This is a genomic window from Streptomyces sp. NPDC093064 (assembly GCF_044754605.1).
Taxonomy (GTDB): domain Bacteria; phylum Actinomycetota; class Actinomycetes; order Streptomycetales; family Streptomycetaceae; genus Streptomyces.
The window spans coordinates 65,147-89,791 of sequence record NZ_JBIVPK010000027.1; the positions used below are offsets into that span (position 1 = coordinate 65,147).

General features: G+C 71.8%; 22 protein-coding genes. 13 read left to right on the top strand and 9 right to left on the bottom strand.

Going from position 1 to position 24,645, the window contains the following annotated elements; genetic code table 11:
* Nucleotides 1-62: 62 nt before the first annotated feature.
* Together ACIQFZ_RS27700 and ACIQFZ_RS27705 are read right to left on the bottom strand one after the other, a co-directional pair.
* The gene (locus tag ACIQFZ_RS27700) at nucleotides 63-515 is read right to left on the bottom strand and encodes a DUF5707 domain-containing protein (RefSeq protein WP_402692405.1); all 453 of its coding nucleotides are present in this window, start codon (nucleotides 513-515) and stop codon (nucleotides 63-65) included.
* A 160-nt stretch (nucleotides 516-675) separates the two neighbouring features.
* On the bottom strand, nucleotides 676-942 hold the full coding sequence (locus ACIQFZ_RS27705) for a hypothetical protein (RefSeq protein ID WP_402692406.1): 267 nt from the start codon (nucleotides 940-942) through the stop codon (nucleotides 676-678).
* A 201-nt stretch (nucleotides 943-1,143) separates the two neighbouring features.
* Between ACIQFZ_RS27705 and ACIQFZ_RS27710 the strand changes: the two genes are divergently transcribed.
* The 5 genes from ACIQFZ_RS27710 to ACIQFZ_RS27730 all read left to right on the top strand — a co-directional run bounded on the left by ACIQFZ_RS27710 (nucleotide 1,144) and on the right by ACIQFZ_RS27730 (nucleotide 5,881).
* Entirely contained in the window at nucleotides 1,144-1,917 is a 774-nt protein-coding gene (locus ACIQFZ_RS27710) for a polysaccharide deacetylase family protein (protein WP_383059889.1), read from the top strand.
* A 406-nt stretch (nucleotides 1,918-2,323) separates the two neighbouring features.
* Nucleotides 2,324-3,541: an RNA-guided endonuclease InsQ/TnpB family protein gene (locus ACIQFZ_RS27715; protein ID WP_402692407.1), complete on the top strand. Its 1,218-nt coding sequence runs from the start codon at nucleotides 2,324-2,326 to the stop codon at nucleotides 3,539-3,541.
* Nucleotides 3,542-3,826: 285 nt separating this feature from the next.
* Nucleotides 3,827-4,819: a dihydroxyacetone kinase subunit DhaK gene (gene dhaK / locus ACIQFZ_RS27720; RefSeq protein ID WP_383063112.1), complete on the top strand. Its 993-nt coding sequence runs from the start codon at nucleotides 3,827-3,829 to the stop codon at nucleotides 4,817-4,819.
* Nucleotides 4,820-4,863: 44 nt separating this feature from the next.
* On the top strand, nucleotides 4,864-5,469 hold the full coding sequence (gene dhaL, locus ACIQFZ_RS27725) for a dihydroxyacetone kinase subunit DhaL (protein ID WP_376654005.1): 606 nt from the start codon (nucleotides 4,864-4,866) through the stop codon (nucleotides 5,467-5,469).
* 1 nt (nucleotide 5,470) lies between these two features.
* On the top strand, nucleotides 5,471-5,881 hold the full coding sequence (locus ACIQFZ_RS27730; RefSeq protein ID WP_376654006.1) for a PTS-dependent dihydroxyacetone kinase phosphotransferase subunit DhaM: 411 nt from the start codon (nucleotides 5,471-5,473) through the stop codon (nucleotides 5,879-5,881).
* Here the strand turns inward: ACIQFZ_RS27730 and ACIQFZ_RS27735 are convergent.
* Nucleotides 5,866-6,669 carry a glycoside hydrolase family 75 protein gene (locus tag ACIQFZ_RS27735; RefSeq protein ID WP_402692425.1) on the bottom strand — a complete coding sequence of 268 codons (804 nt, stop codon included), beginning with the start codon at nucleotides 6,667-6,669 and terminating at the stop codon, nucleotides 5,866-5,868. The genes ACIQFZ_RS27730 and ACIQFZ_RS27735 overlap by 16 nt on opposite strands.
* Before the next feature lie 395 nt (nucleotides 6,670-7,064).
* Between ACIQFZ_RS27735 and ACIQFZ_RS27740 the strand changes: the two genes are divergently transcribed.
* Both ACIQFZ_RS27740 and ACIQFZ_RS27745 read left to right on the top strand, forming a co-directional pair.
* On the top strand, nucleotides 7,065-8,075 hold the full coding sequence (locus tag ACIQFZ_RS27740; RefSeq protein ID WP_383063104.1) for a fibronectin type III domain-containing protein: 1,011 nt from the start codon (nucleotides 7,065-7,067) through the stop codon (nucleotides 8,073-8,075).
* A gap of 314 nt (nucleotides 8,076-8,389) precedes the next feature.
* On the top strand, nucleotides 8,390-9,013 hold the full coding sequence (locus ACIQFZ_RS27745; RefSeq protein ID WP_402692408.1) for a hypothetical protein: 624 nt from the start codon (nucleotides 8,390-8,392) through the stop codon (nucleotides 9,011-9,013).
* Nucleotides 9,014-9,065: 52 nt separating this feature from the next.
* On the opposite strand, the gene ACIQFZ_RS27750 is transcribed toward ACIQFZ_RS27745, so the two are convergent.
* The 3 genes from ACIQFZ_RS27750 to ACIQFZ_RS27760 form a co-directional block, all read right to left on the bottom strand.
* Complete coding sequence (locus ACIQFZ_RS27750) at nucleotides 9,066-9,617, bottom strand: PadR family transcriptional regulator (protein WP_402692409.1); 552 nt, start codon at nucleotides 9,615-9,617, stop codon at nucleotides 9,066-9,068.
* A gap of 65 nt (nucleotides 9,618-9,682) precedes the next feature.
* Nucleotides 9,683-11,698, bottom strand: coding sequence for an NADPH-dependent 2,4-dienoyl-CoA reductase (locus ACIQFZ_RS27755; RefSeq protein WP_365435414.1), 2,016 nt, complete (start codon nucleotides 11,696-11,698; stop codon nucleotides 9,683-9,685).
* Nucleotides 11,699-11,776: 78 nt separating this feature from the next.
* Nucleotides 11,777-12,148 (bottom strand): hypothetical protein, encoded by a 372-nt coding sequence (locus ACIQFZ_RS27760; RefSeq protein ID WP_365434561.1) that lies wholly within the window; start codon nucleotides 12,146-12,148, stop codon nucleotides 11,777-11,779.
* 307 nt (nucleotides 12,149-12,455) lie between these two features.
* On the opposite strand from ACIQFZ_RS27760, the gene ACIQFZ_RS27765 reads away from it, so the two are divergent.
* Nucleotides 12,456-14,534 carry a SpoIIE family protein phosphatase gene (locus ACIQFZ_RS27765; protein WP_376654008.1) on the top strand — a complete coding sequence of 693 codons (2,079 nt, stop codon included), beginning with the start codon at nucleotides 12,456-12,458 and terminating at the stop codon, nucleotides 14,532-14,534.
* Nucleotides 14,535-14,824: 290 nt separating this feature from the next.
* Here ACIQFZ_RS27765 and ACIQFZ_RS27770 read toward each other — a convergent pair whose 3' ends face one another.
* Nucleotides 14,825-15,643, bottom strand: coding sequence for a putative protein N(5)-glutamine methyltransferase (locus ACIQFZ_RS27770; protein ID WP_402692410.1), 819 nt, complete (start codon nucleotides 15,641-15,643; stop codon nucleotides 14,825-14,827).
* 271 nt (nucleotides 15,644-15,914) lie between these two features.
* Here ACIQFZ_RS27770 and ACIQFZ_RS27775 point away from each other — a divergent pair, with 271 nt between their 5' ends.
* Nucleotides 15,915-16,403 carry a MarR family winged helix-turn-helix transcriptional regulator gene (locus ACIQFZ_RS27775; protein ID WP_383063097.1) on the top strand — a complete coding sequence of 163 codons (489 nt, stop codon included), beginning with the start codon at nucleotides 15,915-15,917 and terminating at the stop codon, nucleotides 16,401-16,403.
* 170 nt (nucleotides 16,404-16,573) lie between these two features.
* Here the strand turns inward: ACIQFZ_RS27775 and ACIQFZ_RS27780 are convergent, their stop codons facing one another.
* Nucleotides 16,574-16,732: an Arc family DNA-binding protein gene (locus ACIQFZ_RS27780; protein ID WP_365779207.1), complete on the bottom strand. Its 159-nt coding sequence runs from the start codon at nucleotides 16,730-16,732 to the stop codon at nucleotides 16,574-16,576.
* A 14-nt stretch (nucleotides 16,733-16,746) separates the two neighbouring features.
* On the opposite strand from ACIQFZ_RS27780, the gene ACIQFZ_RS27785 reads away from it, so the two are divergent.
* Entirely contained in the window at nucleotides 16,747-17,970 is a 1,224-nt protein-coding gene (locus tag ACIQFZ_RS27785) for an RNA-guided endonuclease InsQ/TnpB family protein (RefSeq protein WP_402692411.1), read from the top strand.
* Between the two features lie 70 nt (nucleotides 17,971-18,040).
* Entirely contained in the window at nucleotides 18,041-19,009 is a 969-nt protein-coding gene (locus ACIQFZ_RS27790) for an acetylxylan esterase (protein ID WP_402692412.1), read from the top strand.
* Between the two features lie 98 nt (nucleotides 19,010-19,107).
* Here ACIQFZ_RS27790 and ACIQFZ_RS27795 read toward each other — a convergent pair whose 3' ends face one another.
* Nucleotides 19,108-21,264, bottom strand: a complete 2,157-nt coding sequence (locus ACIQFZ_RS27795) for a peptidoglycan recognition protein (RefSeq protein ID WP_365430043.1) — start codon at nucleotides 21,262-21,264, stop codon at nucleotides 19,108-19,110.
* A gap of 509 nt (nucleotides 21,265-21,773) precedes the next feature.
* Between ACIQFZ_RS27795 and rho the strand changes: the two genes are divergently transcribed.
* Nucleotides 21,774-22,922 (top strand): transcription termination factor Rho, encoded by a 1,149-nt coding sequence (gene rho / locus ACIQFZ_RS27800; RefSeq protein ID WP_402692413.1) that lies wholly within the window; start codon nucleotides 21,774-21,776, stop codon nucleotides 22,920-22,922.
* Between the two features lie 493 nt (nucleotides 22,923-23,415).
* Nucleotides 23,416-24,618 (top strand): D-alanyl-D-alanine carboxypeptidase family protein, encoded by a 1,203-nt coding sequence (locus ACIQFZ_RS27805; protein ID WP_402692414.1) that lies wholly within the window; start codon nucleotides 23,416-23,418, stop codon nucleotides 24,616-24,618.
* Nucleotides 24,619-24,645: the final 27 nt, after the last annotated feature.

The window sequence follows — 24,645 nt, forward strand, 5'->3', positions numbered from 1 at the left end:
GCAGCCTTGCGGGGCTGCGTCCTGACCGAGGCCAGTGGGGCCGACCCTTATCCGTGTCCGTGTCACCGGACGGTGAAGTCGGCTGCCTCGGTGTCCAAGGTCGTGGTGCCGTTCTGCGCGGTGGCCAGGACGGCGAGGTGCCAGGCACCGCGCGGGGACGACTCGACGTCGGCACCGGTGACCTCGGCGGTGTAGGTGCAGCGCACGGTGTTCGGCCCGGAGGGCTTGCAGACGGCCGGCTCCGCGGCGGCCATGTCCTTGGCAGTCAGCCCCTTCTCGGCGAAGGACGAGCGCTGCGGCCAGGCCAGCACCTTCACGTTCGTGACACCGGAGGGCACCGTGACGTCGGTGACGAAGACCAGCGAGCCGTCGCGGTCCCCTTCGGGAGCGGAGTAGCGGGCAGTGCTGTGCGCCAGCGCCGGAGTCTGCTCCCCGGCCTGCGCGAGAGCGAAGGCACCAGCACCGCCAAGGAGAACGACACCGGCGACCACGGACAGAGCAACACGTCGGGACATGGGAATCTCCTTAACTGTCTCACCACTGGATCGGGTCGGCGCCACGCGACTACGCCGCTGCATCGATACTCGCCGCGCGAGGACTCGCCGGACATGAGCACGCATACTCAAGCCGAGCTGAGTGATGAGAAGGAAGAAAGGGCTCAGTCTCAGCAGGTGCTCAGCCCCGGCTGATCATGCCGAGGCCGATCCGTGCCACCATCTGACCAGACCGAAGCCGGCGGCTTGCATACCGCGATTCAATGCCGCCATCGTCGGTGACTCGATCAGCTGGGTGCCCGACCGAGTCCAGCACCACCGCGAGGGCCCGCGACCGCTGCACGAGCCCCTGGTAAAGCAACGCCACACATACGATCAACCCGAGCCACCACAGCCAACTCGCGCGCAGCGCCGGCGTGGTGACAAGCGCGACCACCGGCAAGAACATGTTGATGCGGATTGACGCCTCCGCAAGCAGCCGATCGTAACCAGCCCAGTTTTGGCCGCTGCTCGCCCAGTTGTCCGCGAACCCCCCCGGAAGTGTCCGTGATCGGTAACGGACGCATCCGGTGGCCGCCGCCCCTCGTCCTGCCAAGTGGTCGGAAGACGGCCAAGGATCGGCGAGGAACTGCGGGAAAGCGGGGCGGACATGGCACGGCACGGCGGCGGGCGGGGCTGGTACGGCAAGGTGGTCGGGGCGGCGCTCGGGGTGACGGTACTGGCCGCCGGTGCCTCGGTGTGGACCGCGCAGGCCGGTGCCGTGGGCGGCTCGTCGCCTCGGACGGCCGCGTCGGCCACGCCGGGCAGTGACGTCAATCCAGTGGAGGTGACCATCGCGCACGCCTCGGACAAGGGGGAGCGTGGCGTCAACATCACCATCGACGACGGCCCCGACCCCGTGTGGACCCCTCAGGTCCTCGACGTGCTGCGGGAGTACGGCGTGAAAGCCACGTTCTGCATGGTGGGGACACAGGCGCAGGCCCACCCGGACCTCGTGAAGAAGGTGGTCGCGGCCGGGCACCGGCTGTGCGACCACACGGTGTCGCACGACACCACCATGGACACCAAGTCCCAGGCCTACCAGTCGCAGCAGATACTCGACGCCGAACGCATGATCACCGAGGCGGCCGGGGGCGTTCGGCCGATGTACTACCGGGCGCCCGGCGGGGCCTTCACCCCCTACAGCCGCAAGTTGGCGGCCTCCCGGGGCATGCGCCCGCTGGGCTGGAACGTGGACTCCAAGGACTTCGAGCGGCCGGGCACGGACGCCATCGTCGCCACCGTCGAGCGGGAGGTGCCCAACGGGCCGACGCTCCTCTTCCACGACGCGGGAGGCGACCGCTCCCAGACCGTCGAGACCCTGCGCCGGATCCTCCCCTGGCTCAAAGAGCAGGGCTACTCCTGCGGCTTCCCGGTGCGCTGAGCCCCGGCCCTGGCCGGCCACGGCGTTCGAGGTCGGTGCAGCCGGAGGCAACGGCGTAGATCACCGCGGCCGACACGTCGCAGAGGCCAGTCCGTCCCCAGCAGGCGGCAGGCCACGACAGGCCACGACTCGGACGCCACCCGGGGGAAGAGCCGCTGCACCGAGGTTCACCGCTCGACCAGGCTCCGCCTGCCCGGGCCGGCAGGTGCAGGCGGACCCTGAGAAACGGCCGGTAGGCCCGGAGGCACCCGTTCTCTCGTTCGCCTGACCGGATCTCTTGAGCGCAAGCCCCGTCCTTCAGGACGGGGTTAGCTCATCCTTGGCGCGGAGCCGCGCAGCGGCGGAGTTCGCTGCGTTGTCAGTGGCGTGCACTATGTTGATCGCACCAGTCGAAGGGGGTGTTTTCATGCTGTCCGGTCGCCGCTACCTGCTCCACCTCTCGCCCGAACAAGAGGAGATGTGTGAGGAGTTCGGCGCTATCTGCCGGTCGGTGTGGAACACGGCCCTGGAGCAGCGTCGGGCATACCGGCGGCGCGGGGCGTGGATGAACTACGCGCCGCAGTGCGCCGAGCTGGCTGACGCCAAGCGTGAGCACCCGTGGTTGAAGGCGGCACCGTCGCACGCGTTGCAGCAGACGCTGAAGGATTTGGACCGGGCCTGCCGGGTTCACGGCACGTTCAGGGTGCGGTGGCGGTCGAGGGCACGGTGGTCGCCGTCGTTTAGGTTCCCCGACGCGAAGCAGATCAGTGTGGAGCGGCTGGGGCGCAAGTGGGGCCGGGTCAAGCTGCCGAAGCTGGGCTGGGTCCGCTTCCGCTGGTCCCGCCCCCTGGGTGGTGAGATCCGTTCCGCGACCGTGTCCCGCAAGGGCGGCCGGTGGTTTGTGTCGTTCCTCGTGGACGACCAGGCCGCCACTCCCGCGCAGCACGCCATGCCCGGTACCGCCGTGGGCATCGACCGGGGGGTCAAGACCGCCGTCGTCACCTCGGACGGCGACTTCCACGACCGGCCGTTCATCACGGCCGGCGAGATCGTCCGGTACCGGCGCCTGCAACAACGCCTCGCCCGGTCCAAGCGCGGCAGCGCGAACCGGCACAAGACGATCACAGCCATGGGCCGCATCATGTCCCGGGTGTCGGACCGGCGTGGAGACTTCTGCGCGCAGAGGGCCGCCCGGATCGTCGCGAAGAATGCCCTGGTGGTCCTCGAAGACCTGCGGATCAAGAACATGTCCGCCGGCGCGTGTGGCACCGTGGCCGCGCCCGGCCACAACGTCCGCCAGAAGGCCGGGCTCAACCGGGCCATCCTGGACAAGGGGTGGCACCGCCTCGAACTCGCCCTGACCAACGCCGCCCGGTACACGGGCACGCGCGTGGTGAAAGTCAACCCCGCGTACACGTCGCAGCGGTGCTCCGCCTGCGGCTTCGTCACGGAAGGAAACCGCGAGAGCCAAGCGGTCTTCCGGTGCAAAGCCCCAGGCTGCGGACACCGCGACCATGCCGACGTGAACGCCGCGAAGAACATCAAGGCCGCAGGACATGCGGTCTCAGCCTGTGGAGACCTCGGCACCAGCCGGTCCGTGAAGCAGGAACCCGTACGCCGGGCAACCGGCCGAACCCCCTCATAGGGGAATCCCCGGGCTCCTGCCCGGGGAGGAAGTCAATGGTCGCCACAGGTGACCTTCGCTGCCGCAAGGCCGATACTGCCGGTAGGAGCGCTCCGGCTTCCCCATGTCCGCCCGTCCGGGTCTCCTGATGCCGCGTCAGTAAAGTCAGCACCAAGTCAGCGTCAGTACCGCCGGACACCGCTTTCGACCGCCACGGACCGCCGAGATCAACAACAGCCCGTATGCGCCTTGCCCAGCAAAGACGCAGGTCACGGCCACACTTGTTTAGATCACCAGGAGGTACCCATGAGGATGCTCATCAACGTCGCCGAGACCGTGGTGGCGGACGCGCTGCGCGGTATGGCGGCGGCTCACCCGGAGCTGACGGTCGACGTGGAGAACCGGGTGATCGTGCGGCGGGACGCGCCCGTGGCGGGGAAGGTCGCCCTGGTCTCCGGTGGCGGATCGGGGCACGAGCCGCTGCATGGCGGGTTCGTCGGGCCCGGGATGCTCTCGGCGGCCTGTCCGGGGGAGGTCTTCACCTCGCCGGTACCGGACCAGATGCTGCGGGCGGCGGCGGCCGTGGACAGCGGGGCGGGCGTGCTGTTCATCGTGAAGAACTACACGGGCGACGTGCTCAACTTCGACATGGCGGCCGAACTCGCCGAGGACGAGGGCATCCAGATCGCGAAGGTGCTGGTCAACGATGACGTTGCGGTGACCGACAGCCTGTACACGGCGGGGCGGCGCGGCACCGGCGCGACCCTGTTCGTGGAGAAGATCGCGGGCGCCGCCGCCGACGAGGGGCAGCCGCTGGAGCGGGTGGAGTCGATCGGCCGGCAGGTCAACGAGAACTCCCGCAGCTTCGGCGTCGCGCTGAGTGCCTGCACCACCCCGGCCAAGGGCAGCCCCACCTTCGACCTGCCGGCCGGCGAGCTGGAACTCGGCATCGGCATCCACGGCGAGCCCGGCCGGGAGCGGCGGCCGATGATGACCTCGGGTGAGATCGCCGACTTCGCGGTGCACGCGATCCTGGACGACATGAGCCCGCGCAACCCCGTGCTGCTGCTGGTCAACGGCATGGGCGCGACCCCCCTGCTGGAGCTGTACGGCTTCAACGCGGAGGTGAACCGGGTGCTCGCCGAGCGCGGTGTGGCCGTCGCCCGCAGTCTGGTGGGCAACTACGTCACCTCCCTGGACATGGCCGGCGCCTCGGTCACCCTGTGCCAGATCGACGAGGAACTGCTGCGGCTGTGGGACGCGCCGGTGAGCACACCGGGCCTGCGCTGGGGCCGGTGAGTCGGCGAACCCATCGACCGTACCTACCACGCAAGGGAGATCCAGTGCTCGACGCCGACTTCTTCCGCCGCTGGATGACGGCGACCGCCGCGTCCGTGGCCCGTGAGGCGGAATGGCTCACCGCCCTCGACTCACCCATCGGGGACGCCGACCACGGCAGCAATCTTCAGCGCGGGTTCACCGCCGTGCGGGCCGCGCTGGAGAAGGAGGCTCCGCAGACGCCCGGCGCGATCCTGGTCCTCGCCGGGCGGCAGCTGATCTCGACCGTCGGCGGCGCGTCGGGGCCGCTGTACGGGACGCTGCTGCGGCGTACCGGCAAGGCGCTCGGGGACGCCGCCGAGGTGAGCGAGAAGCAGCTCGCCGAGGCGCTGCGGGCCGGGGTGGACGGGGTCATGACGCTGGGCGGGGCCGCGCCGGGCGACAAGACCATGATCGACGCGCTGGTTCCGGCGGTGGACGCGCTCGGTGACGGTTTCGCGGCGGCCCGCGCCGCCGCCGAGGCGGGTGCCGAGGCGACCACACCCCTGCTGGCCCGCAAGGGCCGGGCGAGCTATCTGGGTGAGCGCAGCATCGGGCACCAGGACCCGGGGGCCACCTCGTCCGCCCTGCTGATCGCGGCACTGGCCGACGCCACCGCGGCGGAGGCGTGACGTGAGCGGCGAGAAGGTGGTCGGGATCGTGCTGGTGTCGCACAGCGCCGAGGTGGCGTCCTCGGTGGCCGAGCTGGCGAGAGGGCTGGCGGGCGGGGCGGCGGGCGTTCCGGTGGCCGCGGCCGGCGGCCGGGAGGACGGCGGGCTGGGCACCAGTGCGGAACTGGTCTCCGCCGCGGCGGCGTCCGTGGACCGGGGTGCCGGGGTTGCCGTGCTGACCGACCTCGGCAGCGCGGTGCTCACCGTGAAGGCGCTGCTCGCCGAGGGTGACGAACTGCCCGGGGACACACGGCTGCTGGACGCCCCGTTCGTCGAGGGCGCGGTCGCCGCGGTGGTCACGGCGGCGGCGGGAGCCGACCTGGACGCCGTGGAGGCGGCGGCCTCGGAGGCGTACGGCTACCGGAAGGTGTGAGGAGCGTCCGGGGCGGTGCGGGGCGGAAGGCGCGGGTCGTCCGCCTGTGCCGTAGCCGTCCCGCCGTTCACCAGTCGGCGTGCCAGCCGCTCGCCGGTGGCCACGGCGGCCGCGTGGTCCTCGATGGCGCTGATCCGGGAGTGCTCGAAGACGATGTAGGTCACGCCGGAGCGGACCCCGCCGCCGTTGGGGTCGGCGGGGATGCCGAGGCCCCGGGCGGTGGCGTAGGAGGCCTCGCCGATGATCTCGCGTGGCCCGATGTCGCCGACGACCGCGTACTGCACGCGGTCCCGGTAGACGACGGCCGCGACCGATCCCCCGCCCACGTCGTGGGCGCGAGGGTCCCAGATGCCGCTCGGGGCGGGCAGGACGATGTATGGCAGCCGTGCGGCGTCCAGGCGGCGGCCGTTGGACTGCTCGTAGGCCGCGGTCGGGGAGAACTGCGGGTCGGTGCGGCGGTTGCAGTGGACGGTGGGCCGTCCGTCGCAGTCGATGTCCATGTCGGCCTTCCAGAAGACGGCGCCGGGCAGCCCGCACACCGGGACGGTGGCGGGCCGCCCGGCGTCGAGGCGGTAGCGGCCGCGGGAGACCCGTGTGCAGTCACGCACCCTGGCCAGCAGGTCGGCGGCCGGGACGGCGCGCTCGCCGTGCGCCGCGGGCTCCGCCCGGGTGCGCGCCGCGGGCTCCCCCCGGATGCGGTACGCGTACGGCACGGTCGGGGTCGGGAGCGTCGTGGGAGCGAGCAGGGCGGCACTCGCCGCAACGAGCGTCAGCGACTGGGCACGCACCATCGGGCCCCTCTCGTCGGGGACATTGGCAGGCATTCACCCCAAGGGGGTGAATTGAGGAGAAAACGGTCACGCGGCCCACGTTAGGGGAACGGGCGGCGCATGACCCGCACCACCCATCGGACGGCCGGGGGCCTGGATCCATGCCGAACCGGCCCCCGGGCCGCCCGTGACGACGCGGGAGGCAGCGACGACAGCTGCCCGCGCCGCAGCATGAACTCCCCTGCTGCACAGGGTGGTTCAGCCCGGAAGGAACTTCAGCATACGGAACGCCCCGCGACTGCCGCCAACCGCGGCCCCCTTGATGCGCTCCCGTCAACGCGCCATATTGGTCCGGACCATTGTCCGTGCGGCGTCCGGGCCGTCCACGCCGCCGTTCCCGGGGAGGCAGACCCGTGCGACGCGTTCCCGCTCCCGCTTCCCGCCGTCCCCGCGCGCCCGGGCGTGTCGTGGCGCTGTGCGGCGCGCTGGCGCTGCTCGCCGCCTGCGGCCGGAGTGTCGCGGACGACGGGGAGGGCGGCCGGCTGCCCGGCGCGCCGACCGGCGTCACCGCCGCCGCGGGGAGCGCCACCAGCGTGCACGTGATGTGGAACGGGCTGCCCGCGGCCTCGGACATCGGCGGGTACGAGGTGTACCGCGGCACCACGAAGGTGAAGGCCGTACCAGCCCGGGAGCACATGGTGGACGTCACCCGGCTCAGCCCGTCGACCACGTATGTCTTCACCGTACGGGCGCGGGGCACCGACGGCCGGCTCGGCCCGCGCAGCGGGTCTGTGCGGGCGACGACACCGGCCGCCGCCCCGGCCGACCACTCGGCTCCCACCCGCCCGCTCGATGTGCGCGGCCGGGCGGTGGGCAGCCGGGCCGTCCAACTGTCCTGGTCCCGCTCGACGGACGACCGGGGCGTGGTGTCCTACGACATCTACCAGGGCGGAACGAAGATCCACAGTGTCGGCGGCAGCCAGACCGCCGCGGTGGTCACCGGCCTGCGACCGGGCACCTCCTACGCGTTCACCGTGCGGGCCCGCGACGCGGCCGACAACCTCTCCCCCGCCGGCGCCACCGTCCGGCTCACCACCGCGCCGGGATCCGACGACGGCCGGGCCACCGCGCCGTCCTCCTTCCACGCCACCACCCACCAGGCGGACGGGGCGTACTACCTCGATCTGAGCTGGGTGCCGCCGCGCACCGACGGTGTGGTGACGCAGTACCAGATCCAGCTGGACGGACAGCCGGCCACGTCACTCGTCTGGGGCGGCACGGCACCGCGCGAGAAGGCCTCGTACAGCTTCTACCTGGGGCGTGAGGCCGGGGTCGGCCACCGGGTGCGGATCCGGGCAATGCTCCCGGACGGCACCTGGGGCGGCTTCTCACCCCAGCGCTCGGTGACGACCGGGAAGCCCTGAGCACCCGTCCGAGCGGCGACGAACGGGGCAGCCCCGAGCACCCGACCGAGCGGCGACGAACGGGGCAGCCCGGAGCACCCGACCACGCGGTGACGACCGGCAGCCCCGAGCACCCGACAGCGCGATAACCACCGGCCGGCCCGAAGCACCCGACCGGGCGTCGACCGGCCGGGCGGCGCCCACCCGTACGGACGCGCCCCGCATGCGGGCGGCCTCCGCGGGACGTTGGCTGGCCCCGAGGCGGCACGGGCGAATCCCCTATCTCCGGCGGCACATGGGATGGTCCGCCGACCGTGCCGCCGGAGGACAGTCCCATGAGCCACACTCAGCCACCCTCCCTTTCCGCAGCCGTCGCCGCGACGGCCGCCGTACTCGCACTCGGTCTCGCCGCCGGCCCAGCCGACGCCGCCGGTACCGGGATATCCGTCACCGCCAACGGCTCGACAGTGTCCGTGACGACCAGCGTGTGCAGCCAGGTCAGCGGCCGTTGGGGCACGGCCTCGCTGCTCACCCCGGGCCAGACGAACTTCACCCAGGGGCGTCAAGTGGCGCTCACCGGAACAGCCGGCGGCCAGTCCGCCGCCTGGCAGAGCGTGAGCCCGGGCACCTACACCGTGGCCGTCGTCTGCGCGAACAACATCATGGCGGGCACGCAGACCATCGCTGTCACCGGCGGCCGCGTCACCGCGACGGCCGCTCCCCCGTCCCGGCAGACGTACGCGCCGAATGCCGTGCCCCCGTACACGCCGAATTTGGCACCGTACGCGCCGAACATCGCGCCCACGGCCGTGCCGACCCGGGGTGTGCTGGGCGGCCTGGGCGGGGGCGTCAAGGACTACGGTCCCCTCACGCTCGCGGTCGGCGGGACCCTGGTCGGGGCGGCGGTGCTCGCCACCGGGTGGGTGCTGCGCCGCCGTTCGAAGCCGTCCCGGTTCTGACCGCCTCTCCCAGCAGCACCGGTTCCGACCGCCCCACCGGTTCCGACCGCCCTCACTCCGGGTCCTGGCCCGGCAGCTCGGTGAACTCCTCCAACGCGTGCCGGAACCACTGCGTCCAGAAGGTCTCCAGGTCGATACCGGCCCGCAGGACCAGGTGCCGCAACCGGTCCTCGGGACTGTCCTTGCCGGGCGGGAAGTCGCGCTCCTCGATCTCCCGGTACTCCGCCAACTGCCGCTCGTGCAGCTCCAGATGACGCCCGAGGTCGGCCCGAAGGCCCGCGGTGCCGACCACGGCGGCCGCGCGCAGCCGCAGCAGCAGGGCGTCGCGGTGCCGCTTCGGCTCCTGGGAGGCGGCGGTCCAGCGGGCCAGTTCCGCGCGGCCCGCCAGCAGTACCTCGTAGTCCTTCTTCTGCCCGCGGGCCGGCTCCTTCGCCGGCAGGCCGCGGATGAGGCCGTCGGCCTCCAGTCTTCCCAGCTCGCGATAGATCTGCTGATGCGTCGCCGACCAGAAGTAGCCGATCGACTTGTCGAAGCGGCGCGTCAGCTCGAGCCCCGACGACGGCTTTTCGAGCAGGGCGGTGAGGATCGCGTGCGGAAGTGACATGGGGATCATCCTAGGAACAGGAGGCGCACCCGCCCCGGCCCCGCGGGGTCGCTACGGGTTGCCTCCTACAGGGCCGCCGCCAGTTCCGTGCCCTGCTTGATGGCGCGCTTGGCGTCGAGTTCGACGGCCTCGTCCGCGCCGCCGATCAGGTGCGCGCGGCGCCCGGCGGCGACCAGCTCCTCGTACAGGTCGCGCCGCGGCTCCTGCCCGGTGCACAGCACGATCGTGTCCACCTCCAGGACCGTGCTCGTGCCGTCGACGGTGATGTGCAGGCCCCGGTCGTCGATCCGGTCGTAGCGCACACCGGGCACCATGGTGACCCCGCGATGCCTGAGTTCGGTGCGGTGGATCCAGCCGGTCGTCCTGCCCAGCCCGGCGCCGACCTTGGTGGTCCTGCGCTGGAGCAGGTGCACCGTGCGCGGCGGCGCGGGCCGCTGCGGCGCGGTGAGTCCGCCGGGCGCGCGCTGGTCCATGTCGACTCCCCAGAGCCGGAAGTACGCCGCCGGGTCCTCGCTCGCCTTGTCACCGCCGTCGGTGAGGTACTCGGCCACGTCGAAGCCGATGCCGCCGGCGCCGAGGATCGCCACCCGGTCGCCGACGGGTGCGCCGTCCCGCAGCACGTCGAGGTAGCCGAGGACGCGCGGATGGCCGACGCCGGGGATGTCGGGGGTGCGCGGGGTGACGCCGGTGGCGACGACGGTCTCGTCGTACTCCGCGAGATCGCCCGCGCTCACCCGGGTGTTCAGCCGTACGTCCACGCCGTGTGCGTCGAGTTGGTGGCGGAAGTAGCGCAGCGTCTCGCCGAACTCCTGCTTGCCGGGGACCTTGAGGGCCACGTTGAGCTGTCCGCCGATCTCGCCCGCCGCGTCGAACAGGGTGACCAGGTGGCCGCGTTCGGCGGCCGAGACCGCGCAGGCGAGCCCGGCGGGTCCGGCGCCGACCACGGCGACCCGCTTGCGCCGCCGGGTCGGGGACAGGACCAGCTCGGTCTCGTGGCAGGCGCGCGGGTTGACCAGACAGGAGGTGATCTGTCCGCTGAAGGTGTGGTCGAGGCAGGCCTGGTTGCAGCCGATGCAGGTGTTGATGGCCTCGGGGCGGCCGGCGGCGGCCTTGGCGACGAAGTCGGGGTCGGCGAGCATCGGACGAGCCACGGAGACCATGTCGGCGTACCCGTCGGCGAGCAACTGCTCGGCGACTTCAGGGGTGTTGATGCGGTTGGTGGTGACGAGGGGGACGGAGACCCGGCCCATCAGCTTCTTGGTGGCGAACGCGTAGGCGCCGCGCGGTACGGAGGTGGCGATGGTGGGGATGCGGGCCTCGTGCCAGCCGATGCCGGTGTTGATGAGGGTCGCCCCGGCGGCCTCGACGGCCCCGGCGAGCGTGACGACCTCGTCCAGGGTCGAGCCGTCGGGCACGAGATCCAGCATCGACAGCCGGTAGATGATGACGAAGTCCTCGCCGACGGCCTCGCGCACCCGGCGCACGATCTCGACCGGGAAGCGCATCCGGTTCTCGTAGGAGCCGCCCCAGCGGTCGGTGCGGTGGTTGGTCCGCGCGGCGATGAACTCGTTGACGAGGTAGCCCTCGGAGCCCATGATCTCGACGCCGTCGTAGCCGGCCCGGCGGGCGAGGCGGGCGGTGCGGGTGTAGTCGTCGATGGTCCGCTCGACGTCGGCGTCGGTGAGCTCGCGGGGCACGAACGGGCTGATCGGAGCCTTGAGGGGGCTGGGGGCGACCAGGTCGCGGTGGTAGGCGTAGCGGCCGAAGTGCAGGATCTGGAGGGCGATCCGGCCGCCCTCGCGGTGCACGGCGGCGGTGACGGTCGCGTGCCGCTCGGCCTCCTGCTCGGTGGTGAGCTTCGCGCCGCCCTCGTACGGCCGCCCTTCCTCGTTGGGGGCGATGCCGCCGGTGACGATGAGCCCCACTCCGCCGCGGGCCCGGGCGGCGTAGAACTCCGCCATCCGCTCGAATCCACGGTCGGCCTCCTCCAGGCCGACGTGCATCGAGCCCATGAGGACGCGGTTCGGCAGCGTGGTGAAGCCCAGATCGAGCGGGCGCAGCAGATGGGGGTAACGGCTCATGTCCGTAGTTGTAGAGGACCCCGAGGGGTTTATGCAACTAGTTGCATAAACCTCTCGGGGCCTCATCGGCGGCCGGCGTCAGCGGCTTTCCAGACGGACGTGGAGTTCGCGCTCCTGGTCACCGGAGGCCATGCACAGGTCCTGGACGGTGAACAGGGAGTCCAGGGTGATGCGGAAACGGTCGATCGCCCAGTAGCCGCCCTGCACGTCGGCCGTGACGGACGCATCGAGCCGACTGGGCCCGCGGTCCGCCCCGTGCTCCTCGGCCACGTCGAACGTGCCGAGCCATACGGTCGGGCGCACCTCGTCGTAGTCGCGGGGTACGTCGTCCGCGCACCGATCGGAGGAGAAGCAGGCACACAGCGCGTCGAACACGGTCCGGGCGTCTTCCTTGCTGCATCCGCTCAGCTCCACCGAGACGGATTCGGGGTGCACCGGCTCGCTCACCATCACGATCACTCCTCTCGTGGCCGGGGTACCGCACGAACTTCCCTCCGCGCGGCCCTCCACTCGCAAAAACCAGCAAAGCACCGTTTCCCGGCAGAACACCACCGGCGACTGCCGCCCGCCTGCTCACCTGCCTGCCCGTCTGCCGCGGCATCGGTCCTTCCGGCCGATTCGGCGCGAAGGAGCCCTTGCGGTGGGGGATGGTGGAGGGAAGCGACGGGCCGCCTCGGAGACGGGCGCGGGCGCGGTACGGCAGAGGCGCTGGCACCGGGGCGGCGGGCCGCGCGGACGGGCGAAGGCGGTGCGTGGGATGACTGCTTCCGGGACGCCCTCGGCCGAGGGCGAGGAGCCGGCGGTCCGTCCGGCACAGCCGAGCGGACTGCTCGACGTGCTGGGCGTCGCCTCGGTGGTCCTCGACGCCCAGGGACGCATCGTGCTGTGGAGCCCGCAGGCCGCGGAGCTCTTCGGCTACTCGGCGCAGGAGGCGCTGGGGCGGTACGCGGCCCGGCTCATGGTCCACGAGCAGCACCTCGACCTGGTGGTCGGGCTGTTCTCGGACGTGCTGCGGACCGGCCGGGGCTGGGCGGGCGCCTTTCCCGTCCGGCACAAGGACGGCAGCACCCGCCTGGTGGAGTTCCGCAACATGCGGCTGCTGGACGACCGCGGGGAGGCCTACGCACTCGGGCTCGCCGCCGACCAGTCGACCGTACGGCGGCTGGAGCGGGACGTGGCACTGTCGGAGCGGATCGTCTCGCAGTCCCCGATCGGCCTGGCCGTACTGGACAACCGGCTGCGGTACGTCTCGGTCAACCCGGCCCTGGAGCGGATCAACGGCCTGCCCGCCGAGGAGCACGTGGACCGCACGATGACCGAGTTGCTGCCCGAGGTGGACGCGGAAGCCCTGGAGTCCGCGGCGCGCCGGGTACTGGAGACCGGGCAGCCGCTCGTCGACCTGTCCACGGTCGGCCGGACCCCGGCCGATCCCGACGAGGACCACGCCTGGTCGTTGTCGATGTACCGGCTGGAGGACGCCGCCGGCACCGTGCTGGGCGTGACCGTGTCGGTCGTCGACATCACCGAGCAGTACCGGGCGGGCGTCGAGGCGGAGGCCGCGCGCCGCCGCCTGGCCCTCATCGCCGACGCCTCGGCCCGCATCGGCACCACCCTGGAGCTGGAGCGCACGGCCCGCGAGCTGACCGACGTCGCCGTGCCCGAGTTGGCCGACGTGGCCGCGGTGGACCTGCTGGATGCCGTGGTCGAGGGGCGCCGCAGCAACCTCGGACCGGCCGAACCGGCGGTGATCCGGGCCCTGGCCGTACGGGCGGACCGCGCCGCGGACGCCCTGGAGGCAGCCGATCCACCCGGGCAGATCGCCCGCTACGGCCCCGAACGCCTGGTCACGCTGTGTGTACGTACCGGCCGCCCGGTCCTGGTCGCACGCGTCAGGGACGAGGACCTGCCCAGGATCGCCCGGTCCCCGGAGGCGGCGGTGCTGCTGGGTCTCGCGGGCGTGCACTCGTATCTGGCCGTGCCGCTGATCGCGCGGGGCGAGGTGCTGGGCGCGCTGGACCTCAAGCGCACCCGCAATCCGGAGCCGTTCAGCGCGGACGACGTGCTGCTGGCCGGGGAGCTGGCCTCCCGCGCTGCCGTGCAGATCGACAACGCCCGCTGGTACCAGAACGCCCGCGACGCCGCCCTCACCCTCCAGCGCAGCCTGCTGCCCCGGCACCCGTCGGTCACCGGCGGGCTGGAGGTCGCCTCCCGCTACCAGCCGGCGGGCGCCACCGTCGAGGTGGGCGGCGACTGGTTCGACGTGATCCCGCTGGAACGCGACAGGACCGCCCTCGTCGTCGGCGACGTCATGGGCAGCGGCATCACCGCGGCGGCCACGATGGGGCGGCTGCGCACCGCGACGAAGGCGCTGGCCTCGCTCGACCTCGATCCCGCGCGGCTGCTGGAACACCTCGACCGGATCACCGAGGGCCTGGAACACTCCATCGCCACCTGCCTCTACGCCGTCCACGACCCGCACATGCGGCGGTGCCGGATCGCCAACGCCGGACACCTGCCCCCGGCCCGGATCGCGGTGGGCCGTCCCCCGGAATTGCTCGAACTGCCCACCGGGGTTCCGCTGGGCGTCGGCGGCATCCCGTTCTCCACCACGACGGTGCACCTGGAGCCGGGCGACCAGCTGGTGTTCTACACCGACGGGCTCGTCGAGACGCGCCGGGAGTCCCTGGACGAGCGCCTGGCGACGCTGCTGACGCTGCTCGGCGGCCCGGCGCGGCCCCTGGAGGAACTCTGCGACGTCCTACTGCGCACACTCCACCAGCCCGACAACCACGACGACGTGGCCCTACTCGTCGCCCGCGCCCAGGCCCTGCCGTAACCGTTCCTAAAGACTGAGCGGGAGTGAGCCCTGGTGCCAGGACTCGTGCCCGGCCACGCACGAAACCGGAACCCACCACCGGCCCCGCGCACCATGCCCGCCCGCCGGCCCGGCTCCGCCGGAGCCGGTCACGCAACGCACACGGCCACGACCGCACTACGCACCCGGAGCCCGCTGGCCGACGGGCACAGGAACCCGGCAGGCCACCGACGGGCAGCCCAGCCTGCACGGCTGGGCGCCGCGGCCGGGCGGCCCACCGGGCCGGGCGACGTCACGGTCGCGTGTCGTGGTCAGCTCTTGGTTCCTGTCACCACGTTTGCGCTGAGGTCCTCCGATACGGCCAGGTGGGCGGACAGGTCGGCTCGGGTGAAGGTGGCGAGGGCCTGCGGGGCCTGGTGTTCGCTGGTCTCGACGAGGAGGCAGCCGCCGGGGGCGAGCCAGTCGGGGGCCTCGGCGGTGACACGGCGCAGGACGTCGAGGCCGTCGGCGCCGCCGTCCAGGGCGACCAGCGGTTCGTGGTCGCGGGCCTCGGACGGCAGGAGGCCGACCTCGCCCGTGGGGACGTAGGGCACGTTGGCGGCGAGGATGTCGACACGCCCCCGCAGGCTGCCGGGGAGCGCGTCGAACAGGTCCCCCTCGTGGACCGTGCCGCCTCTGGGGACGACATTGCGCCGGGCGCAGCGCACCGCGGCCGGGTCGATGTCGGAGGCGTGCAGTTCCACCGGGCCGAGCGCGACGGCCAGCGCCACGCCCACCGCGCCCGAGCCGCAGCACAGGTCCACGACGACGGACGCCTCCGGGGACCGGGCCAGCGCCTGGTCGACCAGGAACTCGGTACGGCGCCGCGGTACGAAGACACCCGGTTCCAAGGCGATCCGCAGACCGTGGAACCCGGCCCAGCCGAGGACCTGTTCGAGGGGGAATCCGGCGACGCGCCGCTCCACCAGGGCGGCGAGTTCCCGTGGTGTGCGCGCGCCGGTGAGGATCAGTTCCGCCTCCTCCTCGGCGAACACGCAGCCGGCGGCGCGCAGCGCGGCGACCACCCCGGCACGCGGGGAACCGGCAGGCGGGGAGGCGGAAGAAGGAGACGAGGGAGGGAGTACAGGCATGGAATGCCGGGGCCTTTCGGGAGCCGAAGAGGGCGCTCCCGCGGTCACCTACCGACGGTGATCCGCGCCGTCGCGAGGGGAGAGCACCCGACCTGACACAGCGTTAATGGGTCTCACCTCCTCGGCTTCCTGCGACCGGGACCCTCCACGGCCGCAGGTCACCCTACCCCAACGCTCGGACAGCGGCCCCCTCTTCGCCGCCTCCGGTGGCCGGCCCGCATCACCCCAGATCAGTTGTACTATGCAACCGGAAGAGCAGGGGAGGCATTCGGTGACCGCAGCGACAGAACCGGACGAGAGCGCCGTCACGCGGCGGACGCCCGCCGGGGACACGGCCGTCGAGACCATCCACCGCGAGATGACGGTCTTCGCCCGCCGGGCCCGGGCCTCGGCGGGACGCATGCACCCCGAGCTGTCGCTGGTGTCGTACACGCTGCTCGGGCATCTGGAGGAGAGCGGCGGCTGCCGGGCCACCGACCTGGCCGCCCACTACGCGCTGGACAAGTCCACCGTCAGCCGGCAGGTGTCCGCCCTGGAACGCGCCGGCCTCGTCGAGCGCCGCACCGACCCCGGCGACCACCGCGTCCAGGTGCTCCACCTGACGGCCGCCGGCCGGCGCATCCTCGCCCGGGTCACCGAGAGTCGCCGTGCGGCCTTCCGCGAGCGCCTGTCCGGCTGGCCGGAGGACGACCTCGAACGGTTCGCGGGCTACCTGACCCGCTACAACGCCTGGCACGGCCGGGACGAGGACGGCGCCTGACGCGTCCGGAGGCCGCCCCCCGGAACCGCATCGGGATCGAACGCCTGGACTGACGGCGGGCCGCACCGGGGCCGTACCGTGTCACCTGATCTTCTTCGAGGATGTCCCGGCCTTCAGGCCGGGGAGGAATCGAACCCCTGCGGAGCGGGGCACGGAAAGAGGAATCGCCGTCAGGGCGATTCGTCATCTCCACCCGCATGGGTGAGGGCGACCTCAAGCAGGTGGACGATCTCAGAGTTGAGGGACCGCCGGTCTGAACGGGCCTGTTCAACCAGCCGCGCGTGCAGGTCGGTTGGGAGCCGGAGGGAGATTCTCTTCTCATCAGTCATGCTAAAATGATGCCATGGCGATGCCGCAGATAGCCAAGGATGCCGGGCACGCCCGGTACACCTACCGGCTTCGCGTGTCGTCAACCGCCCGCACCGCGCTCCTTGCCGAGTGGGACCGGTGCCGATGGGTGTGGAACGAATGCGTCGCCAAGTCCCGGCAGGTGCACGCACACAATCAGGTGCACCCCGAGGGCAAGCTGACGTGCGGTCCGGCGCAACTTGACAAGATGCTGACCGAAGCCCGCAGCAAGCTGCCGTGGCTGCGGGACGGTGCGAGCGTCCCGCAGCAGCAGATGATCCGGGATTTCGCCAAGTCCCGCTCCAAAGCGCTGAAGGACATTGAGCACCGTCTGCCGGTGAGGCAGCGCGCAGGCATGCCCCGGCACAAGCGGAAGCGCGATGCCGAGCCGACACTGAACTACACCACCCGAGGGTTCCGGCTGAAGGACGGCCGCCTGCACCTTGCGGGCGGCATCGCCGTGACCGTGGTGTGGTCGCGTGAACTGCCGTCCGCTCCGTCGTCGGTGCGGGTGTACCGGGACAGCCTCGGCCACTGGTACGCGTCGTTCGTCGTCGCCACCGAGGTGCAACCGATCCCTGAAACCGGCGCCGTTCTCGGCATCGACTGGGGCGTCAAGGAGACCGCCACCACCACATCGGACGCGCACGACCTCCCGCACGCCGAACACGGCAGGCGGGCCGCGCAGCGTCTCGCCCGGTATCAGCGAATGATGGCCCGCCGCCGGCCCGCCAAGGGGCAGGCCGCGTCCAAGGGCTACAGGAAGGCGCAACGGCAGGCCGCGCAGGTCTCCAAGAAGGTTGCACGGCAGCGGCAGGACACCGCCCGCAAGTGGGCCAAACGCGTCGTCCGCGACCACGACGCCATCGCCGTCGAGGACTTCCGGCCGAAGTTCCTCGCCAAGACCACCATGGCCCGCAAGGCGGCCGACGCCACCATTGGCGCCACCAAGACGGCCCTGATCGAGATGGGCCGCAAGCACGGGCGGGACGTCCGCCTCGTACACCCCGCGCACACCACTATGGATTGCGCATCGTGCGGAGCGAGAACCAAGCACGCACTTCCTCTTTCGGAACGTACCTACACCTGCACCGCGTGCGGAGCCGCGTCCCCCAGGGACAAGAACTCCGCCCGCGTGATGCTGGTCCGGGCTGGTCTCACCCCGGCTGGTGTTGAGGGCGTAAGACCCCTGGGGGCGCCGCTCCCGGAGGCCGCCTGAGCCAGGAATCCCCTCCCTTCAGGGAGGGGAGGATGTCAACTCCACAGTCTCTTCGCGAAGGCGGTTGTTGATGGCCCTGTTCGACCTTCCCCTCGACGAGCTCCGCGAGTACCGCAGTTCGTCCGTCGAGCCCGAGGACTTCGACGCCTTCTGGTCCAAGACGCTCCAGGAGTCCCGCGAGCATGACCTGGACGCCCGGTTCGACCTGGTGGACGCGGGACTGGCGACGGTGAAGGTGTACGACGTGACCTTCGCCGGATTCGGCGGGCACCCGGTCAAGGGCTGGCTGACGCTGCCCGCGCGGGTCGACGCGCCGCTGCCGCTGGTCGTGGAGTTCGTCGGCTACGGCGGCGGGCGTGGCCTGCCGCACGAACACCTGTTGTGGGCGTCGACGGGCAGCGCGCACTTCGTGATGGACACGCGCGGTCAGGGCAGCGCCTGGGGAGGCGGGGGCGGCACCCCCGACCCGGTCGGCGGCACGCCGGCGTACCCCGGCTTCATGACCCGCGGTCTGGACGCGCCGGAGAACTACTACTACCGCCGGGTGTTCACCGACGCGGTGCGGGCGGTCGAGGCGGCGCGCTCGCACCCGCTGACCGACGCGGGGCGGACCGTGGCGATCGGCGAGAGCCAGGGCGGCGGTATCACCATCGCGGTGGGAGGTCTGGTGCCGGACCTGGTCGCGATCGCGCCGGACGTGCCGTTCCTGTGCGACTACCCGCGCGGGACCACGCTGACCGACCGCCACCCGTACCGGGAGATCGGCCTCTACCTCAAGACCCACCGGGGCCGCACCGAGGACGCCCTGCGCACGCTGTCGTACTTCGACGGCGTGCACTTCGCCGCCCGCGGCCGCGCGCCCGCGTTCTTCTCGGCGGCCCTGGAGGACCAGACCTGCCCGCCCTCCACGGTGTTCGCCGCGTTCAACGCCTGGGCGCACGAGGACAAGCGGATCGAGGTGTACGACTTCAACGACCACGAGGGCGGCGGCCCCTACCAGGAGGCGGCCAAGCTCCGCTGGCTGCGGTCGTACGCCTGACGCACCGGGGCGTCCCTGAAACGCCGAGCCCGGCAGCCGCTGGCGGGCGGCTGCCGGGCTCGGGTGTTGCCCGCACCGTGCGTGCGGGCGCGGGACGGCTACTTGATGTAGACGAGGCCGTCCGTCGTGATGGTGGGGCGGCCGGAGGTGCCGACCACGACGATCTTCACGGTGTGCTTGGCACTGCTGGACCAGGTCTTGGTCCAGATGGCCTGCCGGTACTGCGCCGCGGAGGACTTCAGGTCCACCGTGGCGACCTTGGCGCCGTCGACGTAGACGTAGGCCTGGCCGGACGTCGAGGCGCGGGAGACCACCCAGGCGGCGGAGCGGCCGGTGAAGGTCCAGGTGAGGCTGGCGCCCTTGGAGCCGCTGGAGTACGACTTGCCGCCGAGGTAGCTGCTCGACGAGCGGGTGGTCCAGCTGCCGGACTTGGCGGCGGAGGTCTCCTGGAGGATCACGGGCGTGTACGCCGGGGACGACGTGCGGGAGTTGCCCGCGTAGTCGTTGGCGCGCATCGACCAGGTGGAGGCGGTGCCGGACTTGACGGTGCGGTTGGAGCTGGTGATGGTCGGGCCGAAGGTGGCCGTGGTCGGGGACAGCAGCTCCACGGAGCGCAGGGCCGTGTCGTCCGTGGCCTTCCAGCTGAGCGTGACCGGTACGGCGGTGGTGTTGACGGTGCCGCCGCGCAGGGCGAGCTTCGGCGTGGTGGTGAAGGTCGGGGCGGTCGCATCCGCCGTGACGTTCAGCGCCGCGGTGGTCGTGGTCTTCCCGGACTGGTGCACGGCCCGCACGGCGACGGTGTGCTTGCCCGCGGCCAGCGTGGCGGCGGCGGAAGTGGCGGTGCCGGACGTGGTGGCGACCGCATTGCCGTCCACCAGCAGCTGGAAGTTCTTGATGAGCGAGGTCGGCGTCGTGGCCGACCACTTCACGGTGATGCCGCCCTTGGTGTAGTACGTCGAGCCCGAGAGGGTCGTGCCGGTGACCGAGGCGACCTTCAGGCCCTGCACCGGACCGGCCGCCCAGGCGCGGATGGTCGGCAGCTGGGCGTAGAGGGAGTTGCCGGGGCACTCGGTGTTGTAGCCGTCGCGGTGACCGGAGATCCGGTTGAAGGTGTACTTGTTGCCCGCGACGAAGCTGGTGCCGGAGTAGTTCGTCTGGGTGGCGCCTGCGGTGAGCTGGACGGTCCCGGCGGGGTCGGCGCCGTACTGGCCGAGCTTCCAGGCCGCGATACGGGCGACCGAGGCCAGCGCGGCGTTGGAGGCGCCGGTGGTGGTGTAGGTACCGAGCACCGCGATGCCCGTGGACTCCCGGTTCGAGCCGTAGGTGTGGGCGCCGAGCACCGGCTGGTCGACACCGCCCTTACGGCCCTCGAAGATCGTGCCGCACTTGTCGACCAGGAAGTTGTAGCCGACGTCGTTCCAGGCCTCCTCGATCACGTTGCCCTTCGAGTCCTTCTTGGGGCTCGTGTGGTACAGGTAAATGCCGCGCACCTGCGCCGCCGACTGGTCGCACGTGTAGTCGACCGCCGTGTCCGTGTGGTGCACGAACACGGCCTTCACATCGTCGTTGTACTCCGACGGGTCGGGGCTGCGCGACTCGTCGGCGCCCCAGTCGGCACGCGAGACGATCGGCGGCTCGGGGACGGTGGACGGCAGAGCCGGCGGGGTGGCGGGCGGCGGCGTGGTGTCGGTGCTCGTCGGCTCGGGAGTGGTCCCGGCGACGAAGGCGGCCGGCTCGCTCCCGGTGGGGGCCTTGGTCTCGGCCTCGGTCACCACACCGGGGTCGACGAGGCTGACCGAGAGCCCCTTGGGCAGGTTGGAGCTGGTGGTGCCGTTCTTGCGGACGACCTGGACCTGGACACCGTCGGAGGGGCCGACCCACAGCGGCTCGGACGCGCCGCGCGTGGTGGCCCTTTCCTTCGGGTCCTCCAACGGGTCGGCGTTCACCTCAAGGTCCCGCCAGGCGCTCCACTCGCCGGTCTTGAGGCTGTGGGTGCGCACCTGAGCCGTACCGTGGAGCCGCTTGGTGGCACTGTCCCAGGTGACACCGAGCAGCGAGAACTGCTTGGTGTCCGTCTGCGGCAGCTCCGCCTTGCCGGTCTCGGCGCCCTTCAGCGTCAGGTCGTAGACCTTCGGCGAACGCTTGGCCTGGCCTGTGGCGCCGTGGTCGCCCGAAGGGCTGGCGACGGCATACGTCACGATGCCCCCGCCCCCGAGGACGACGGCACCGAGCGTCAGCCACGCCCGTCTCTTCATGCTCAGCGGTCGGTACGCGTGTGACGTACGACGGCTCACGGCGAATGCACCCCCACAGGGCCCGAAACGGCCCGAAGAAGAAAGTCGGAAGGCCACACCCGTCACAGGGGTGGACGGTTCTTTCAGCGCTTCGCCGTCGGCGAACGTCACGGGCAGCCGGGCGGTAGTGGCATAGATCACTAATGCCGGCGTGCGTCGGCGTGCTCTTCCGCCGGCGGAACTGTCACCGGACGTGAGCCGGGTGGTACTCTTGCGTCAGCACTTGCGTACGCCCTGTTGTGGGCGCCGGTGCTGCTCTTCATCAGTTCGCCGGGTCACCGCACCTTTCGCGGTCGGCGCGATCTGGTTCTTCTCACCCTCTCCGTGTGCGGCGCTCTCCGCCCTGCCGGGCAGCGCACCGCAGCCGAGGTGGTGTCTTCCGCCGGAGGCCGTGCTCCACGCCTCCCTGTCGCGGCTTCTCCTTCCCCTCGCACGCCCCGTGCCGTCCGTCCGCGAAAGGACCTTCATCCATGACCATCACGCTCGAACGCCCCGCCGCACCGCGACAGTCGTCCGCGGCCCCCCGCTCCGCCACCGGTGTCCTGGACATCGACGCGACCGGCAAGGGACATCTGCGCGGCGAGGACTTCCTGCCCACCCCCGCCGACCCGCGGGTCTCCCCCGCGCTGATCCGCCGCCACGGCCTGCGCAAGGGCGATGCCGTCACCGGCGCACTCGGGCAGCAGCACACCCTCACCGAGATCACCAGCGTGGGCGGCAGCTCGCCGGACGAGGCCCGGGCCCGTCGCCGCTTCCACGACCTCACTCCGCTGCACCCGCGCGAGCGGCTGCGCCTCGAACACCCCGCCGCCGGGCTCACCGGCCGCGTCGCCGACCTGATCGCGCCCGTCGGCAGGGGGCAGCGCGGGCTCGTCGTGGCGCCGCCCAAGACCGGGAAGACCGTGCTGATCCAGCAGATCGCCGCCGCCGTCGCCGGCAACCACCCCGAGTGCCGGCTGATGGTGGTGCTGCTCGACGAACGCCCCGAGGAGGTCACCGACATGCGGCGCCGCGTGCGCGGCGAGGTGTACGCCTCCACCTTCGACCGGTCCCCGAGGCAGCACATCGCGCTCGCCGAACTCGTCGTCGAGCGGGCCAAACGGCTCGTCGAGGCCGGCGAGGACGTGGTCATCCTCCTCGACTCGCTCACCCGGCTGTGCCGGGCCCACAACAACGCGGCCGCGGCGGGCGGCCGCACCCTCAGCGGCGGTGTCGACGCGGGCGCGCTCCAGGGACCCAAGCGGCTCTTCGGTGCAGCGCGGTCGGCCGAGGAGGGCGGCTCGCTCACCATCCTGGCCACCGCGCTGGTGGAGACCGGGTCCCGCGCCGACGACTTCTTCTTCGAGGAGCTGAAGGGCACCGGCAACATGGAGCTGCGGCTCAGCCGCGAACTCGCCGCCCGCCGCGTCTTCCCGGCCGTCGATATCGACCCCTCGGGCACCCGCCGTGAGGAACTCCTGTACAGCCCGGTCGAGTTGACGGCGGTTCGCGGTCTGCGACGCGCCCTGCGCAGCCGCGAGGGCAAGGCCGGTCTGGAGACACTGCTGGAACGGCTGCGCGACACGCCCGACAACGCCACGTTCCTGCGCCACGTCCAGCCGACCCTGCCCACCGGCTAGTCGAGTGCTGCGACCGGAAAGGCTCATCGGCTCTTGAACCCTCCCCCAGCTGAAGCAGGGGGATTTCTGGCTCAAGCAGCTCATTCGCTCAGCGAGCGAACGAGTCTGACGCTCTCAGCACCAGCCGGGACGGAACCTGCCCGGTTGCCCGTCAAGACAAAGGAGTTGCGCGTGCTTGGCTCTCGCAACGCACGACAGCCAGGCTACCCGACCGCCCGGGCGATCTTTCGCCTTTTGGGCGAAACTCCGCTCCCTGCCCTGCTCCGCAGGAGTCCCATTCATCCCCCGGCTGAAGCCGGGGGCGTCCTCGGAGGTTACCGGTGACGCCCGGCACGGCACTGGACCCCCCGGCCGGCCGAGCGCTCGGCACTCCCTCACCACCGCACCCGCTGCGCGTCCGTCAGGGCACGCGCTAGGACATCCGGGTGCTCGCGAACCCCGTTCGGCTCTGGGCAGCGTCCCGCCTGCACCGTTTTGTCCCTAGGTTTGCGATATGCAGATCAGATTTTCTACGCGCACCACGGTATCGAGCTGCGCACTCTGCGCCGCGACCGTCCTGGCGCTGACCTCTCCGGTCGCGGCCGTCGGCCCGACCGGCGGCGGGCCGGGCGCGATAGTGCAGCCGAAGGCGACGGTGCCGCAGCCGGGCGTGCTGGACGACGAGGGCACACAGGTCCGGCTCCGCAGCGGTGCGCCCCAGGTTCCGGACGTCTCCGCGCTGTCCTGGGTGGTGGCCGACGCCGAATCCGGCGAGGTGATGGCCGCGCACGACGCGCACCGCAGGCTTCCGCCCGCGAGCACGCTGAAGACGCTGTTCGCCCTGACCGTGCTGCCGTCCTTCCCCGGGGGCATCCGGCACACCGTCAGCGCCACGGAGCTGACGGGCATCGGCGAGGGCAGCAGCCGGGTGGGGGTCGTCGAGGGCCACACGTACCAGGTGGCCGACCTGTGGCGTGGGGTGTTCCTCAACTCCGGCAACGACGCCGTGCACGTGCTCGCCGCGCTCAACGGCGGCTGGGAGCAGACGGCCCGGCTGATGGAAGCCAAGGCCCGCTCCCTGGGCGCCCTGGACACCACGGTCGTCTCCCCCGACGGCTACGACGCCGTCGGGCAGGACTCCTCGGCGTACGACCTGGCCGTGTTCGGGCGGGCCGGGCTGCGCAACCCCGACTTCGCGCGGTACTGCTCCACCGCGCACGCCGCCTTCCCCGGCACCGGCGGAGCGTTCCAGATCGCGAACACCAACCGCCTGCTGACCGGCGCCGACGGCGTGGCGCCGTATCCGGGTCTGATCGGCATCAAGAACGGCTACACCACCAACGCGGGCAACACGCTCGTCGCCGCGGCCCACCGGGGCGGGCGCACCCTCGTGGTGACGGTGATGAACCCGCAGAAGAGTGTGGCCCACGCCGTCTACGAGGAGGCGCGCGCGCTGCTGGACTGGGGATTCGGCGCCGCCGGGCACGTCGATCCGGTGGGCTCGCTCGACGCCCTGCGGCCCGTCTCGCACGACATGTCGACCGGAGCGAAGCCCGGGACGAAGTCCGGAGCGACCGTCGTGGCATCCGCGGGGGCGCCCCAGCCGGCCGAGTCGAACTGGGTGGAAACGGGGACCATCGCGGGCGCCGTCGGCCTGGGCACGGGGGTCCTTCTGCTCGGCCTGCGGTTCAGGCGCAAGCGGGCCTCGCGCGTCTGACCGGCCGACCATCCGAGCACGGTCCGC

Coding starts and splice junctions, on each gene's coding strand:
- ACIQFZ_RS27700 (WP_402692405.1), bottom strand. CDS start 515: ATGTCCCGACGTGTTGCTCTGTCCGTGGTCGCCGGTGTCGTTCTCCTT.
- ACIQFZ_RS27705 (WP_402692406.1), bottom strand. CDS start 942: ATGTTCTTGCCGGTGGTCGCGCTTGTCACCACGCCGGCGCTGCGCGCG.
- ACIQFZ_RS27710 (WP_383059889.1), top strand. CDS start 1,144: ATGGCACGGCACGGCGGCGGGCGGGGCTGGTACGGCAAGGTGGTCGGG.
- ACIQFZ_RS27715 (WP_402692407.1), top strand. CDS start 2,324: ATGCTGTCCGGTCGCCGCTACCTGCTCCACCTCTCGCCCGAACAAGAG.
- dhaK (WP_383063112.1), top strand. CDS start 3,827: ATGAGGATGCTCATCAACGTCGCCGAGACCGTGGTGGCGGACGCGCTG.
- ACIQFZ_RS27745 (WP_402692408.1), top strand. CDS start 8,390: ATGAGCCACACTCAGCCACCCTCCCTTTCCGCAGCCGTCGCCGCGACG.
- ACIQFZ_RS27750 (WP_402692409.1), bottom strand. CDS start 9,617: ATGTCACTTCCGCACGCGATCCTCACCGCCCTGCTCGAAAAGCCGTCG.
- ACIQFZ_RS27755 (WP_365435414.1), bottom strand. CDS start 11,698: ATGAGCCGTTACCCCCATCTGCTGCGCCCGCTCGATCTGGGCTTCACC.
- ACIQFZ_RS27760 (WP_365434561.1), bottom strand. CDS start 12,148: ATGGTGAGCGAGCCGGTGCACCCCGAATCCGTCTCGGTGGAGCTGAGC.
- ACIQFZ_RS27765 (WP_376654008.1), top strand. CDS start 12,456: ATGACTGCTTCCGGGACGCCCTCGGCCGAGGGCGAGGAGCCGGCGGTC.
- ACIQFZ_RS27770 (WP_402692410.1), bottom strand. CDS start 15,643: ATGCCTGTACTCCCTCCCTCGTCTCCTTCTTCCGCCTCCCCGCCTGCC.
- ACIQFZ_RS27780 (WP_365779207.1), bottom strand. CDS start 16,732: ATGACTGATGAGAAGAGAATCTCCCTCCGGCTCCCAACCGACCTGCAC.
- ACIQFZ_RS27785 (WP_402692411.1), top strand. CDS start 16,747: ATGGCGATGCCGCAGATAGCCAAGGATGCCGGGCACGCCCGGTACACC.
- ACIQFZ_RS27790 (WP_402692412.1), top strand. CDS start 18,041: ATGGCCCTGTTCGACCTTCCCCTCGACGAGCTCCGCGAGTACCGCAGT.
- ACIQFZ_RS27795 (WP_365430043.1), bottom strand. CDS start 21,264: ATGAAGAGACGGGCGTGGCTGACGCTCGGTGCCGTCGTCCTCGGGGGC.
- rho (WP_402692413.1), top strand. CDS start 21,774: ATGACCATCACGCTCGAACGCCCCGCCGCACCGCGACAGTCGTCCGCG.
- ACIQFZ_RS27805 (WP_402692414.1), top strand. CDS start 23,416: ATGCAGATCAGATTTTCTACGCGCACCACGGTATCGAGCTGCGCACTC.